At 70.3% G+C, this 13,970-nt stretch carries 14 protein-coding genes; 3 read left to right on the forward strand and 11 right to left on the reverse strand.

Annotated features, from left to right (window positions below):
- Positions 1-20: 20 nt before the first annotated feature.
- Both ACZ4LX_RS17070 and ACZ4LX_RS17075 read right to left on the reverse strand, forming a co-directional pair.
- The gene (locus ACZ4LX_RS17070) at positions 21-1,019 is read right to left on the reverse strand and encodes an aldose epimerase family protein (RefSeq protein ID WP_467642005.1); all 999 of its coding nucleotides are present in this window, start codon (positions 1,017-1,019) and stop codon (positions 21-23) included.
- An 11-nt stretch (positions 1,020-1,030) separates the two neighbouring features.
- Positions 1,031-1,945, reverse strand: a complete 915-nt coding sequence (locus ACZ4LX_RS17075; RefSeq protein WP_467642003.1) for an SGNH/GDSL hydrolase family protein — start codon at positions 1,943-1,945, stop codon at positions 1,031-1,033.
- A gap of 357 nt (positions 1,946-2,302) precedes the next feature.
- Between ACZ4LX_RS17075 and ACZ4LX_RS17080 the strand changes: the two genes are divergently transcribed.
- On the forward strand, positions 2,303-2,797 hold the full coding sequence (locus ACZ4LX_RS17080; RefSeq protein ID WP_467642002.1) for a DUF3145 domain-containing protein: 495 nt from the start codon (positions 2,303-2,305) through the stop codon (positions 2,795-2,797).
- A gap of 96 nt (positions 2,798-2,893) precedes the next feature.
- Here ACZ4LX_RS17080 and fabF read toward each other — a convergent pair whose 3' ends face one another.
- The 5 genes from fabF to ACZ4LX_RS17105 form a co-directional block, all read right to left on the reverse strand.
- Entirely contained in the window at positions 2,894-4,156 is a 1,263-nt protein-coding gene (gene fabF, locus ACZ4LX_RS17085) for a beta-ketoacyl-ACP synthase II (protein ID WP_467641999.1), read from the reverse strand.
- A gap of 77 nt (positions 4,157-4,233) precedes the next feature.
- The gene (locus ACZ4LX_RS17090) at positions 4,234-4,482 is read right to left on the reverse strand and encodes an acyl carrier protein (protein ID WP_467641997.1); all 249 of its coding nucleotides are present in this window, start codon (positions 4,480-4,482) and stop codon (positions 4,234-4,236) included.
- A 63-nt stretch (positions 4,483-4,545) separates the two neighbouring features.
- The gene (locus ACZ4LX_RS17095) at positions 4,546-5,577 is read right to left on the reverse strand and encodes a beta-ketoacyl-ACP synthase 3 (RefSeq protein ID WP_467641994.1); all 1,032 of its coding nucleotides are present in this window, start codon (positions 5,575-5,577) and stop codon (positions 4,546-4,548) included.
- Positions 5,578-5,590: 13 nt separating this feature from the next.
- Positions 5,591-6,505: an ACP S-malonyltransferase gene (locus tag ACZ4LX_RS17100; protein ID WP_467642204.1), complete on the reverse strand. Its 915-nt coding sequence runs from the start codon at positions 6,503-6,505 to the stop codon at positions 5,591-5,593.
- A gap of 89 nt (positions 6,506-6,594) precedes the next feature.
- Complete coding sequence (locus ACZ4LX_RS17105; protein WP_467641991.1) at positions 6,595-7,794, reverse strand: PucR family transcriptional regulator; 1,200 nt, start codon at positions 7,792-7,794, stop codon at positions 6,595-6,597.
- Positions 7,795-7,934: 140 nt separating this feature from the next.
- On the opposite strand from ACZ4LX_RS17105, the gene ACZ4LX_RS17110 reads away from it, so the two are divergent.
- Entirely contained in the window at positions 7,935-8,591 is a 657-nt protein-coding gene (locus ACZ4LX_RS17110) for a pirin family protein (protein WP_467641988.1), read from the forward strand.
- Positions 8,592-8,684: 93 nt separating this feature from the next.
- Here ACZ4LX_RS17110 and ACZ4LX_RS17115 read toward each other — a convergent pair whose 3' ends face one another.
- Together ACZ4LX_RS17115 and ACZ4LX_RS17120 are read right to left on the reverse strand one after the other, a co-directional pair.
- On the reverse strand, positions 8,685-8,999 hold the full coding sequence (locus tag ACZ4LX_RS17115) for a hypothetical protein (protein WP_467641985.1): 315 nt from the start codon (positions 8,997-8,999) through the stop codon (positions 8,685-8,687).
- A 103-nt stretch (positions 9,000-9,102) separates the two neighbouring features.
- Positions 9,103-9,693, reverse strand: a complete 591-nt coding sequence (locus ACZ4LX_RS17120) for a GNAT family N-acetyltransferase (RefSeq protein ID WP_467641982.1) — start codon at positions 9,691-9,693, stop codon at positions 9,103-9,105.
- A 311-nt stretch (positions 9,694-10,004) separates the two neighbouring features.
- On the opposite strand from ACZ4LX_RS17120, the gene ACZ4LX_RS17125 reads away from it, so the two are divergent.
- The gene (locus ACZ4LX_RS17125) at positions 10,005-12,113 is read left to right on the forward strand and encodes an alkaline phosphatase family protein (RefSeq protein ID WP_467641979.1); all 2,109 of its coding nucleotides are present in this window, start codon (positions 10,005-10,007) and stop codon (positions 12,111-12,113) included.
- Positions 12,114-12,254: 141 nt separating this feature from the next.
- Here the strand turns inward: ACZ4LX_RS17125 and ACZ4LX_RS17130 are convergent, their stop codons facing one another.
- Together ACZ4LX_RS17130 and ACZ4LX_RS17135 are read right to left on the reverse strand one after the other, a co-directional pair.
- Complete coding sequence (locus ACZ4LX_RS17130) at positions 12,255-13,082, reverse strand: hypothetical protein (protein WP_467641976.1); 828 nt, start codon at positions 13,080-13,082, stop codon at positions 12,255-12,257.
- Positions 13,083-13,159: 77 nt separating this feature from the next.
- Positions 13,160-13,807: an RNA polymerase sigma factor gene (locus tag ACZ4LX_RS17135; RefSeq protein WP_467641973.1), complete on the reverse strand. Its 648-nt coding sequence runs from the start codon at positions 13,805-13,807 to the stop codon at positions 13,160-13,162.
- Between the last annotated feature and the right edge of the window lie 163 nt (positions 13,808-13,970).

The raw sequence follows: 13,970 nt of genomic DNA on the forward strand, positions 1-13,970 counted from the left end.
CCGGGGCCGGCCACGCCGGCTCAGCGCGCCGAGAATCCGTACACCGTCGTCGACACGTACTCCTCGCCGGGCCGCAGCACCGTGCTCGGGAACTCCGGCCGGTTCGGCGAGTCCGGGAAGTGCTGGGTCTCCAGCGCGATCCCGGCACACGGGCCGAACGGCCGCCCGTCGAAGTGGTCCGCGGTGTACAGCTGCATGCCCGGCTCCGTCGTCGTGACGGTCAGGACGCGCCCCGACACCTCGTCGTACAGCTCGGCGACCGGTCCCGTCACGCCCTCGTCCAGCACGAAGTTGTGGTCGTACTCCTTGGAGACCGGCCGGGGCTCCCGGAAGTCGAACCGGGTCCCGTCCACCGGCAGGAACTCACCCGTCGGCAGCGACTCCGCGTCGGCCGGGGTGATCCGCCCGGCCGCGATCCGCAGCCGCTGGCCGAGCGCGCTGCCGGAGCCGGCGCCCGCCAGGTTCCAGTACGTGTGGTTCGTCAGGTTCAGCACGGTCGGTGCGTCCGTCGTCGCCCGGTACGCGATCCGCAGCGCCCCGTCCTCGTCCAGCGTGTAGGCCACCGAGAGCTCCAGCCGCCCCGGGAAACCCTCCTCGCCGTCCGCCGCGACCAGGGTCAGCTCCACCCCGCCGGTGATCTCGCGGGCGTCCCACACCCGCTTGTCGAAGCCGACGGTCCCGCCGTGCACATGGTTGCGGCCCTCGTTGCGCGTGAGGTGATGGGTCGTCCCGTCGAGGACGAACGCCGCCCCGCCGATCCGGTTCGCGTACCGCCCGACCAGCGCGCCGAAATACGGCCCGGTGTACCGGACGTACGAGGCGAGATCGGACAGCCCGAGGGCCACCCCGTCCTGCGCGCCGTCCCGGTCCGGCACCTCGACCGACTGCACGGTGGCGCCGTACGTCAGCACACGCACGCGCGTGCTGCCGCGTTCCAGCGTCCAGCGGTCCACGGCGGTGCCGTCCCCGAGGGTGCCGAAGTGTTCCGTGCGTATCACCGTGTTCGAACCCGTCTCCATGATCGCGAACTTTACGCGGGAGGCCGGGCCGCCGTGACATTGCGGTAGGCGATCTCGGCCAGCCGTGCCTGCCCGTCGCGCCCCGGGTGGAACCAGTCCCACTGGCTGAGCTGCTTGCCGGTGAACCGGTAGTCGAACACCGCCCCGCCGTCGTAGCGGCAGCGCGCGTCCTTCGCGCACACCTCGCGCAGCACCTCGTTGTACGCGATCACGCGGTCCTGAACGGCCGCCCGCCGGGCCACCGCCGATGCGCCCAGATTGTCGGCGTCGGCCAGCATCGACTTGCAGATGCCCAGCTTCCAGATCTGCTTGCCCAGCTGACTGCCCCGACCGGTCGACCAGAGCCGCTTGAGGTCCGGCACGCTCGACACGTACACCTGGGCCTTCGGTGCCGTGCTGCGCAGCCGGCGCATCGACACCTCGAACGAGGCACGGAAATCAGCCACCGGCGTCATGGACCGCACCGAGTCCCGGCAGGCGTCATTGGCGCCGATCATCACCGTCACCAGAGCGGGGTCCTCCTTCGCGGCCAGCGCCATCTGTTCGGGCAGCTGTGCGATCCGGGCGCCCGTCTCGGCGTGGTTCCAGCTGTGGTCCGCCACGCCCGAGGCGCCGAGGAGCCGCACCGCCAGGCTGCGCACCCCGGTGTCGGTGCCGGTCGACCAGGAGGCCTCGGGGCAGTCGGCCAGTACGGAACAGGCGTCGAAGCCGCGGGTGATGGAGTCCCCGACCGCGGCGACCGACTTCGGACTGCGGTCCCAGAGCGGTGCGGCCGCCGGCTGTCTGCCCGCGTCGGCCGTGGCGCCCTTCGTCGTCCGGTCGGACCCGGAGTCACAGGCCGTCAGGACGGCCGTGCCGAGGCACGACACGGCGGCCAGTGCGGCCAGCGCGGTGCGCGAACGGTGCCTTACGGAGCGATCCGGCATTGCTCTCGTCCCCTCCAGTTCCTGTCCCATGCCTCCGGCACACCCGTGCGGCACCGGCCGGCGGGGCCGCGTGCCCCGCAGGACGAATGCGGAGCGAATCGTGGGCCCGGGACCGACGGTACGTCACACCTCGGGCGCCGCCGCACGGTAGCTTTTCCACGTCGAACCAGTGGCTTTTGGCCACCCGGCTCCACTCGGGTGGCCCACGAACATCACATCACGTCACATACCCTCCCTCATCCGGACATTAACTCCCGATACTGTTAACTGATGACAGCCTCGGGAACCGGCCGGCAAGAGGCGGTACGGCGCGAGGCCGCTGGGGAAGGCGAACCTCGTCCGACACTGGAGGTCCCCGTGACGACACGTGGAGTCCTGTACGTCCACTCAGTCCCGCGCGCGCTCTGCCCACACGTCGAATGGGCGGTGGGGGGCGTACTCGGCGTGCGGGTCCAGCTCGACTGGATCAGACAGCCGGCCGCGCCCGGCACCTGGCGTTCCGAGTTCTCCTGGCAGGCCGGACCGGCCACGGCGTCAGAGCTCGCCTCCGCGCTGCGCGGCTGGGATCTGCTGCGCTTCGAGGTGACGGCGGAACCGTCGCCGACCGCGGAGGGCGAGCGCTACAGCTCCACCCCCGAGCTCGGCATCTTCCACGCGGTCACCGGCATGCACGGCGACATCCTGGTCCCCGAGGACCGGCTGCGGGCCGCGCTGGCGCGGTCGCGGAGCGGGGAGAGCGACCTGGAGGCCGAGATCGCCAGACTCCTGGGCAAGCCCTGGGACGACGAGCTGGAGTCCTTCCGGTACGCCGGTGAGGGCGCGCCGGTCCGGTGGCTCCACCAGGTGGTGTGAACCCGGCCGGGGCACCGACCCGCCCCCGGAAGGGCCCGCGACACGCGTGAAGCCCGCCTCCACGGGGGAGACGGGCTTCACGCTGAGCGGAAAAGATCACACGCTGCGGAACGCCAGCACCACGTTGTGCCCACCGAATCCGAACGAGTTGTTGATCGCCGCGATCGGTCCTTCGGGCAGCGCCCGGGGGGCGTCCCGCACGATGTCCGCCTCGACCGCGTCGTCGAGCTTCTCGACGTTGATGGTCGGCGGGGCCATCCGGTGGTGCAGGGCCAGGACCGTGGCGACGGTCTCGATACCGCCCGCGCCACCGAGCAGGTGACCCGTCATCGACTTCGTCGCGGAGATCGCTACATGGTCCAGGTCGTCGCCCAGGATCTGGCGCAGTGCCTTCAGCTCCGCGACGTCGCCCTGCGGCGTGGACGTCGCGTGCGCGTTGAGGTGCACGACCTCGGACGGCTTGAGGTCCGTCTGGTCCAGCAGGTTCTGCATCGCGGCGGCGATGCCGCGCCCGGTCGGCTCGGGCTGGGCGATGTGGTGGGCGTCGGCGGACAGCCCCTGGCCCAGCACCTCGCAGTAGATCCGGGCGCCGCGCGCGGCGGCGTGCTCCGCGGACTCCAGGACGACGACGCCGGCGCCCTCGCCGAGGACGAAACCGTCCCGGCCGGTGTCGTACGGACGCGAGGCCTTCTCGGGCTCGTCGTTGTTCTTGGACATCGCCATCATGTTGGCGAACGCGGCGATCGGCAGCGGGTGGATCGCCGCCTCGGTGCCACCGGCGAGGACCACGTCGGCACGGCCGGTGCGGATCATCTCGACGGCGTACCCGATCGCCTCGGCACCCGACGCGCAGGCGGAGACCGGGGTGTGAACGCCCGCGCGGGCGTTCACCTCGATACCCACGTTGGCGGCCGGGCCGTTGGGCATGAGCATGGGCACGGTGTGCGGGGAGACGCGGCGTACGCCCTTCTCCTTCAGCACGTCGTACTGGTCGAGCAGGGTGATCACGCCGCCGATGCCGGAGGCGATGACCGAACCCAGCCGCTCGGGCTGGATCTTCTCGTCCTCACCGGCAGGACCGGTGAAGCCCGCGTCCGCCCACGCCTCACGGGCCGCGATCAGCGCGAACTGCGCCGAGCGGTCCAGCTTGCGGGCGAGCGGGCGGGGCAGGACGTCGCCCGGGTCGACGGCCGCGAGGGCCGCGATCCGGACGGGCAGTTCGGCGAAACGTTCGCCCTCAAGGGGCTTGACGCCGGAACGGCCGGCCATCAGACCTTCCCAGGTCGATGCGGAATCGCCACCCAGCGGAGTGGTTGCGCCGATACCGGTGACGACCACGGTGCGATTGGTCGAGTTCACTGGAAAATCTTCTCCACGTGTAGAGGGTCGTGAATCAGCGGCGCCACCGCCGGGTGGCGACACACGAGCCGGCTGGATCAGGCCTGGTGCTTGAGGATGTACTCGGCGGCGTCGCCGACCGTCTTGAGGTTCTTGACGTCCTCGTCGGGGATCTTGACGTCGAAGCGCTCCTCGGCGGCGACAACGACCTCGACCATGGACAGCGAGTCGACGTCCAGGTCGTCCGTGAAGGACTTGTCCAGCTCGACGTCCTCGGCCGGGATTCCGGCGATCTCGTTGACGATCTCGGCGAGACCGTCGACGATCTCCTTCTGCGTGGCGGCCATGTTGGCGCTCCTTCGGTGTGTATCTGCTGGGTTCGGACGTCCGGGCGAAAAGACCCGGTGTGCCTAGGGGAGGGTAACGACCGTCGCGGCGTAGACGAGACCCGCCCCGAAGCCGATGACGAGCGCGGTGTCGCCGCTCTTCGCCTGACCGGTCGCCAGGAGCCGCTCCATTGCGAGCGGAATCGAGGCGGCGGAAGTGTTGCCGGTGGTCTCGATGTCACGGGCGACCGTGACGTGCTCCGGCAGTTTCAGGGTCTTCACCATCGAGTCGATGATCCGCATGTTGGCCTGGTGCGGGATGAAGACATCCAGGTCTTCCGGGGCGATTCCGGCCGCGTCCAGCGCCTGCTGGGCGACCTTCGCCATCTCGAAGACGGCCCAGCGGAAGACCGCCTGGCCCTCCTGGGTGATGGCGGGGAACTTGATCTCGCCGCGGTCGTTGAGAGGCAGCTTCGAGACGTCGCCGACGTGCAGCTCGTCCCACGCCACCGTCTGCTTGATCGTGTCGGACTTGTCGCCCTCGGAGCCCCAGACCGTCGGGCCGATGGCCGGCTCCTTGGACGGGCCGACGACCACGGCACCGGCTCCGTCGCCGAACAGGAACGCCGTCGCGCGGTCGCTCAGGTCGGTGAGGTCGCTCAGCCGCTCCACGCCGATCACCAGTACGTACTGGGCCGAGCCCTCGACGATCATGCCCTTGGCGAGCGTGAGGCCGTAGCCGAAGCCCGCGCAGCCGGCCGAGATGTCGAAGGCGGCGGGCTTGCCCGCGCCGACCTTGTGGGCGATCTCGGTCGCGATGGCCGGGGTCTGCTTGAAGTGCGAGACGGTGGAGACGATGACCGCGCCGATCTGCTCCGGCGTGATCCCGGCGTCGGCGATGGCCTTGCCGGATGCCTCGACGGACATCGCGGACACGGTCTCCTGCTCGGAGGCCCAGTGGCGGCTGGCGATGCCGGACCGGGAGCGGATCCACTCGTCGGACGAGTCGATCGTTTCGAGGATGACCTCGTTGGGCACGACGCGGGTCGGGCGGTAGCCGCCGACACCCATGATCCGTGCGTACGGGGCGCCCTGGCTGGGCTTGATCTTCGACATGCTCTCGGGCTCCTTAGGCACCCGCGTGCTCAGCGATGAGCGCGCGGGCCGCGTCGAGGTCGTCGGGGGTCTTGAGGGCCAGGGTCTGCACTCCGGGCAGCGCGCGCTTGGCCAGACCGGTCAGCGTGCCGCCGGGGCAGGCCTCGATGAGCGCGGTGACGCCCAGCGCCTTGAACGTCTCCATGCACAGGTCCCAGCGGACCGGGTTGGCGACCTGGCCGACCAGCCGGGAGATGACCTCCGTGCCGGTGGCGACGGTCTGCCCGTCGGCGTTCGAGACATATGTCACGGCCGGGTCGGATACCTTCAGCGCCGTGGCGGCCTCACGCAGACGCTCGACGGCGGGAGCCATGTGGTGCGTGTGGAACGCGCCGGCGACCTTGAGCGGGACCACCCGGCGCACGCCCTCGGGCTTGTCCTCGGTGAGCGCGGCGATCTGCTCGGCGGTGCCGGCGGCGACGATCTGACCGGCCCCGTTGACGTTCGCCGGTGTCAGACCGAGCTTCTCCAGGTGCGGGACGGTGACCTCCGGGTCGCCGCCGAGCAGCGCGGCCATGCCGGTCTCGGTGGCCGAGGCGGCCTCGGCCATACCGAGTCCCCGGGTGCGTACGAAACGCAGCGCCGCCTCGTCGCCGATGACCCCGGCGAGAGCGGCTGCGGTGATTTCACCCACGCTGTGACCTGCGACGACACCCGGCGACGCGTTGAGCGCGGCGGCTGAGAGCAGACCGGCGGCGACCAGCAGCGGCTGAGCCACCGCGGTGTCACGGATCTCCTCCGCGTCGGCCTTGGTGCCGAAGTGGGCAAGGTCGAGCTCGATGGCGTCGGACCAGGCCGCGATGCGGTCGGAGGCACCGGGGAGGTCGAGCCAGGGAGTCAGGAAGCCGGGCGTCTGAGCGCCTTGGCCGGGAGCGACGAGTACGAGCACCCTCACACTCTCTCTTGTGAACGGTCCGGAACGCCCGTGGGGACAGGGACGAAGAACCGTGGGGGGAATTGTTGATGTCCGACAAAAGTCTAGGACTGGAGATCTCTGTCGGCCAGGCGCCCCAGGATCAGGGCGATCCGCAGGGTGAACGCGGAGCGGACGTCGGAGGGCGACCAGCCGGTGACGTCTGTCACACGTCGAAGCCGGTAGCGCACGGTGTTGGGGTGGACGAACAGCATTCTGGCCGCGCCTTCGAGGCTGCTCGCCTGTTCCAGATACACACTCAGCGTCTCCAGGAGGGCAGAACCTGCTTCTTCGAGCGGTCTGTAGATCTCCTCCACCAACTGATCCCGCGCGGCCGGGTCTCCCGCCATCGCGCGCTCCGGCAGCAGATCGTCCGCGAGCACGGGCCGAGGAGCGTCCTGCCAGGCACCGCACGCCTTGAGGCCGGCCGCCGCCGCCTGCGCGGACCGGGTGGCCGCCAGCAGGTCCGGCACCACGGGACCGGCGACGACCGGACCTGCCGCGTACGGGCCGATCAGTGCCTTCGCGACCTGGAGCGGGTTGTCGCTGCCGCCCGCGATGACGACCAGGCGGTTGCCCAGCACCCCGGTCAGGACCTGGAGCTTGGCGTGCCGGGCGGCCCGGCGGATCGCCTCCACGGTCAGTTCGCTGTCGCCGTCCGGAGCCGTACCGAGCAGTACGCACACGTGTTCGGGGGAGTTCCAGCCGAGTGCGGCGGCCCGGGACACGGCGCCCTCGTCGGCCTCCCCGGACAGCACCGCGTTGACCACGAGCGATTCGAGGCGGGCGTCCCAGGCGCCCCGGGCCTCTGCGGCCTGCGCGTACACCTGGGCGGTCGCGAAGGCGATCTCCCGCGCGTAGACGAGCAGCGCCTCACGCAGGACCGACTCGTCTCCGGGTGCGGCGACTTCGTCGATCGCGGCTTCCATGACCTCGATGGTCGTCCGCACCATCTCGACGGTCTGCCGCAGTGTGATCGCCCGGGTCAGCTCGCGCGGAGCCGTACCGAACACATCGGTCGAGATGGCCTGCGGGGTCTCCGGATGCCGGAACCACTCGGTGAACGCGGCGATACCGGCCTGGGCCACCAGGCCGATCCAGGACCGGTTCTCCGGGGGCATCGCCCGGTACCAGGGCAGCGACTCGTCCATGCGGGCGATCGCGTTCGCGGCCAGGCGGCCGGAGGACTGCTCCAGTCGTTTCAGGGTCGCGGCATGGAGATGGGCGGCGTTCGCATCGGGCTGATCAGGATCGGGTCGGGGCACGGTGACAAGACTGCCCTATCCGGACGGGTGCCCGAAGGGGCGGGGCGGGTGGCGGGCCGAACCGCCGGGTGGCCCGCCCCGGGTTCCGGGGTTCCCGGGTGGCCGGTCCCCGGGTGCCCGGGGCGGGCTACCGTGAACGGGTGATTTCCGTACGTCGCTCCGGCGACCGATTCAGGGGCGGGGACGGCGCGGCCGGCATCGAGTCCCGGCACTCGTTCTCCTTCGGCACCTTCTACGACCCCGACAACCTCCGCTTCGGGCCGGTCCTGGCCTGCAACGAGGAGCGCCTCGCCCCCGGCGCCGGTTTCGAGGAGCACCCGCACAGCCATACCGAGATCGTCACCTGGGTCGTGGAGGGCGAGCTGACCCACCGGGACTCGGCCGGTCACGCCACGGTCGTACGGCCCGGGGACGTCCAGCACCTCAGCGCCGCCTCCGGTGTCCGGCACGTCGAACGCAACGACGGGGAAGGCCCGCTGACGTTCCTTCAGATGTGGCTCGCGCCCCTGGAGCCGGGCGGCGAACCCTCGTACACGGCCGTCCCCGGCATCGCCGACTCCACCCCGTACGCCCTGCCGGAAGCCGGCGCGATGCTCCATGTGCGGCGGCTGGCCGAGGGGGAGCGCACGGCGTTGCCGGACTCGCCGAAGGTGTACGTCCACGTGGTGGCCGGGACCGTCGGGATCGGTGACGAGGAGCTGGCGGCGGGCGACGCGGCGCGGATCGCCGGGGAGCACGGCCTGGAGCTGGTCGCGGGCGGGGCGGCCGAGGTGCTGGTCTGGGAGCTCCCGGGCTGAGGCGTCGCCGCCGGGCGCGCCCTGCGGCAGGCGAGGAACGGTGTCAGGCCCCGCCGCCCGGCCGGTGATGGGCGGCGCCGGGTCTGCCACCGTTCACCACTCGAACCTCTCCATGTCCTCCTCGGTCGCCCTGCGGAAGCCGGTGATCATGTCACCGTCGAACTGCACGATGCAGAAGCCGTTGTCGTCCTGCCCGCACTCCTTGCACCATTCCGGGTAGCCGGGTATCTCGAAGCGGCCGGTCCGAGGGGATCCCTTGGCCGTGGGCGACCAGGCGATCGAGTCCCCGATCCGGTACTTGTTCAGGTACACGTCGCCGAAGTGGAACTGGATCACCATGTCCTCCCGCGAACCGCACTGCGGGCAGGGGGACGGCGCGGGAACGAACAGCCGGTCGTACACACCCATATCGGGGCACCTCTCGCTGGCCACCTTGTCCCTGGACCTGGTTGAGGCCCGGAACGACCCGGTCAGCATGGGCGGGAGGCGGCCTGCCGCGCAAAGGCCTTTCTCAGCGTTCGGTCTCCCGGCGCCACATCGCCCACATCGGCGGCCCGGAGCGGAACGCCATCTCCTCGTGCACGGTGAACCCGTGCCGCTCGTAGAACGTCAGATTGCGCCGGTTGCTGGACTCCAGGAAGACCGGCCGCCCGTCCGCGTCGGCCCGCTCCAGCAGCCCGCCCAGCACCGCCGACCCGCGCCCCGTGCCGCGCGCGTCGGCGTGGGTGCCGATGTACTCGACGTACCAGTGTGCGGGGGCGGCCGGATGGCGGTGCTCCAGGGCGAGCAACCGCATTCCGGTCCTGGGGAGTTGGGCCCGAGCGGCGCGCAGCAGTGTGCCCGCGTTGCGCAGCAGGTAGGTCGCCGGGAGCTTCCACTGTCCGGGCTCCGCCCACACCGCGGCCACCGTCCGGTCCTGGTCGGTCCACACCCGGCCGGCCGGCACCTGCTGGGCCAGGTGCGCGGTGAACAGGAGCCGCAGCCTGCGGTCCCGGTCGTGGGGCATCAGCCAGGACCACACGGGGTCCTCGGCGTAGGCGCTGGCGAGGACGGCGGCGAGTACCGGGACGTCGGATGCGGTGGCGCGGACTATGTCGGTCATGGCCGGGGACGGTAGCGGTTCACCGTGATCTCCGGACAGAGCGATGACAACACCGGCGACCTCCGGACAGGGCGTTGACGAGACCCGTGATCTCCGGACAGGGCGATGACAAGACCGGCCGACCGGCCAACCGGGCGCGAGTTTCGGCTATCACCGCGCCGCGTCTCGACTCGGCGTCGAGCCCCATGGAAATCTTCCGGTGCCTCAGGAATACGCCCTTGGTTCGCCCGCCGTTCGCCCTGGCCGCCTAGTTTTCGCAGGCAAGCGGCGACGTTTGCTCCCTGAATCACTCTCCCCCAGAGGTCCCCCTGATGACTGTCAGCATCACCGAAACCGCATGTCCCGACATCGACAGCCCCGTGAACCTCGTGAACCCCGTGAACCCCGCGAGCTCCACGCACCCCATGAGCCCCGCCGGCGAATTCCGCATCAGCCGGCGCCGGATGCTCCAGACCGCCGCCGTCGGACTCGGCGCGATCGCCGCCGGCCCGGTCGCCGAAGCGGTCGGCGGGGCGCAGGCCGGTGCGGCCGAATACCACTTGCCCAAGGGCTTCAACGGAGACATCTCCGATCTGAAGCACGTGGTGATCCTCATGCAGGAGAACCGGTCCTTCGACCACTATCTCGGCCAGCTGCCCGGAGTGCGCGGGCACCACGACAAGCAGGCCCTCAGATTCCAGGACGGCACCGGCGTCTTCCAGCAGCGCGACGCCTCCGGCACCATCGTGGAGCCCGCCGTGTCCACCGCCACCTGGAGCGACAACCACAACTTCTACGGTGCCAACGACGGGCGTTGGAACACCTGGGTGAAGGACAAGGGCGACCACTGCATGTGGTACTACACGCCCGACTACATGCCGTGGATGTACTCGCTCGCCTCCCAGTACACCGTCTGCGACATGAACTTCTGCTCGCTGCACGGGCCGACCATCCCCAACCGCTACTACCTGATGACCGGTTCGGCGGGCGGCGAGGTCACCAACGCCCGGCAGAACGACTACAGCCGAAGCTGGACCACCGTCCCCGAGCAGCTCCAGCAGGCCGGTATCGACTGGCGGGTCTACTCCGACAACAGCGGCAACGGTGTCCGGGGCAGCCTCCAGGGCGGCTACATCGGCGAGTACGGCTGCAACGTCACCAACAGCTTCTCCTCCTTCGACCCCCGCACGGCGGACGAGGCCGACCTCGCACCGGGCACCGGCAAGATATGGAAGGCCAACTCCTTCGTCTACGAGGGTGCCACCACGCCCGACGACGACTCCGAGGCGAACCTCGACGCGGTGCTCCGCGACCTCATCGCGGCCTGCGAGCCCGGCGCGGAGCACCCGCTCCCCGAGGTCTCCTGGGTGGTCATGCCCGCCGCGTGGAGCGAGCACCCGGGCTTCGACACGGTGCACGGCGAGCGGTACATGAACAAGGTCCTCAAGACGCTCCAGAGCAACGAGGACATCTGGAACCACACCCTCGTGATCATCACGTACGACGAGAACGACGGAAAGTTCGACCACGTCCTGCCCCCGCGCCCGGAGGCGGGAACTCCCGGCGAGTTCTCAGGCACCACTCCGTACGGCTTCGGCCCCCGGGTGCCGATGCTGCTGGTCTCGCCGTGGACCCGGGGCGGACATGTCGCGTCGGAGGTGTTCGACCACACCTCGACGGTGAAGTTCCTGGAGACCTGGGCCGCCCATCTGGGCAAGCCGTTCACCTGCCCCAACATCACCGAATGGCGCCGCTCCATCGCCGGTGACCTGACCAGCGCGATCGACTTCGCGCACCCCCGGCCGGGTCCGGTCGTCATCGCCGACCCCGTCACCGGGACCCCGCCGAAGCTGCCCGAGGACAGGATGAAGCCGCGCGGCCTCTCCTTCCACCCGCACACCACGTTCACCGAGGACCGCTCCACCGGCACGGTGACCGCGTACATGACGCTGGCCGGAGGCCCGGAGGGCAAGGCGGTGAGCCTCCAGGTCTTCCCCGACCAGTACCTCGCCTTCGACAACACGCCGTACACGGTGAGCGCGGCGGCCCCGCGCTCGTACACCTGGGACACGAACGAGACCGGCGGCAGGTACGCGTTCTCCGTCTACGGTCCCGACGGCTTCCTGCGCTCGTTCGCCGGAAAGGTGGTCCCCGAAGGCGAGAGCCGGAAGCACATCGGTATTCCGCGCGTCGGGGCGGAGCTGGTCCGGGGCCGTCGCGCCGAGGTCCGGCTGCGGCTGCACAACGACGGCAGGCACCCCGTCCGTTACACCCTGAAGGCCAACGACTACCTCGGCGGCACCCGGAAGTTCGTCGTCCCCGGCGGCTCCTCCACCCTCGTGCACTGGCCCACCGAGCACGGCTACTACGACGTGGTGCTCACCGCCAACACCGGCACCGGCTGGACCCAGCGGTACGCGGGACGTGTGGCGACGGTCTGACGACGGCGGTGACGGAGCGCTGAACGACCGCTGAACGACCGCTGACCGAGGGGAGGGATCCCGGCCCGCCGCAGGGCCGGGATCCCTCCCCTCGCCGCCGCCCGGGGCGAGTTCGTGACGGCCCCGGCCCCGGGCTCGCTGCTAGCCGGCGAACTGCGGGTCCTTCGCCTGGTTGTAGATCTCCTTGCCGGACGCGTCGAAGGCATGGACGTAGGGGTTCGGGCCCGCCGCGTCCCGCGGGTCGAGGTCGGACGAGTCGGTGGAGAGAGCCGCCGCGTAGGCGAACGCGCCGCCTGCCATGACCGCCGGGTACTGCTTCGGGTCGTCGCCGTAGCTGATGGTGATCCTGGCGACGCCGGACGTGTAGTGCCCGGCGCCCACCATGACGAGCTTCTTCTTGCCGACGAACGCGCCGATGGAGTCGAAGTACGAGATCGTACGACCGGTGCCCCACAGGCGGTTGTTGATGAACGTGGGCGGGGAGTCGGGGCTGTTGCCCTTGTCGCCCTTCGACTCGCACTGCACGTACTGGCCGGCGGAGTCGACGGCGACGACCACGCCGTCCCAGTCCTTCGAGGCGAGGGGGGTACGGACCCCGATCACCGCGTGGTAGCGCGATGCGTCCGCACCCAGGCAGGAGGACAGGATCCTGCTGACGGTTCCCGCGTCGATCGGGGTGGTCTTCCCGCTGGTGACGGTGAAGCCGTCCCGTGCGGAAGACGCCTGACCCGACGACGGAGCCTCGCCGGTTCCGCCCGACGTGGAGCCGGGCGTGGCGCCCGCGCTCGGTGACGCGGCGGCGGGCGTCGGGTTTCCGGCGGGCGAGGCGAGAGCCGGCTGGGCTTCCCCTGCCCCGCCGAGGAAGGTCACGGCCCCGACGCTCAGTGCCGCGACGCCGGCGGCGACCCCCAGCGGCACTCCCCATCTGCTGCGCACCGAGGCCTGGTTGCCCTCTGAGTCGATCTTCATCAGTAGCTCCTCTCGGGTCCGCCGATGATTCGGCAGATCACGATCGGAAGGAGCCGCAGGAATGCCCTGCCTGTCATTCATCGTGCGACCTCTTCCGCGTTGACGGGATTCCTGGAACTGAACGACGCCTCGGCCATGGCTCCTTCGATGAGATCGGCCCCCAGTCTCCGCCGGGCCCGGTGCAGTCGGGACTTCACCGTTCCGACGGCCACCCGCAGCGTTGCCGCGGCTGCCTGCTGGTCCAGGCCCGACCACACGCAGAGCTCGATGACCTCGCGTTCGTGGCGCGGCAGCCGGGCCAGCGCCCGGTGGATCTCCGACATACGACGCTCGTCGTCGACCCGGACAGCGACGCGTTCCGCGTGGTCGCCCACCGGCTCGTCGTGCGAGATGAGCCGGTGCAGCAACGCCTCGGCCCGCCTCAGCCGCCGTCTGGTGTTCGACACCAGGCGGTCGGCGATGCCGAGCAGCCACGGCAGGGCCGAGTCGCGGTCGAGTACGGTCTCCGACCGTCGGCGCCAGGCGTGCAGGAACACGGTCGACGTGAGGTCTTCGGCTTCGGACCAGTCGGCCGTCCGCCGGAACAGATAGTTGTAGACGGTCTTCCCGTGCCGGTCGAAGATCCGGCCGAACGCCTCCCGGTCCCCTTCGACGGCCCTCGCCCACAGGGCCCGGTCGGATATCGCTCCGACCGGGCCTGCGGGATCAGCGTCGTTCAGTTCCATGCCCTGTACGTGTCCGGCACCGGGCCGAAGGTTCCCGCCGGGCCTGATCTCCGTGCCGTCGGACGGATCCGGCCCTGCCGCGAAGGAAATCCTCCGGTCGATGTGTCATGGCTTGATCCTCTTTCGGTACGGGCCCCACCCCTGCGGAAGCGCTGCTTCTTCA

Source organism: Streptomyces sp. NPDC026062, from assembly GCF_055568375.1.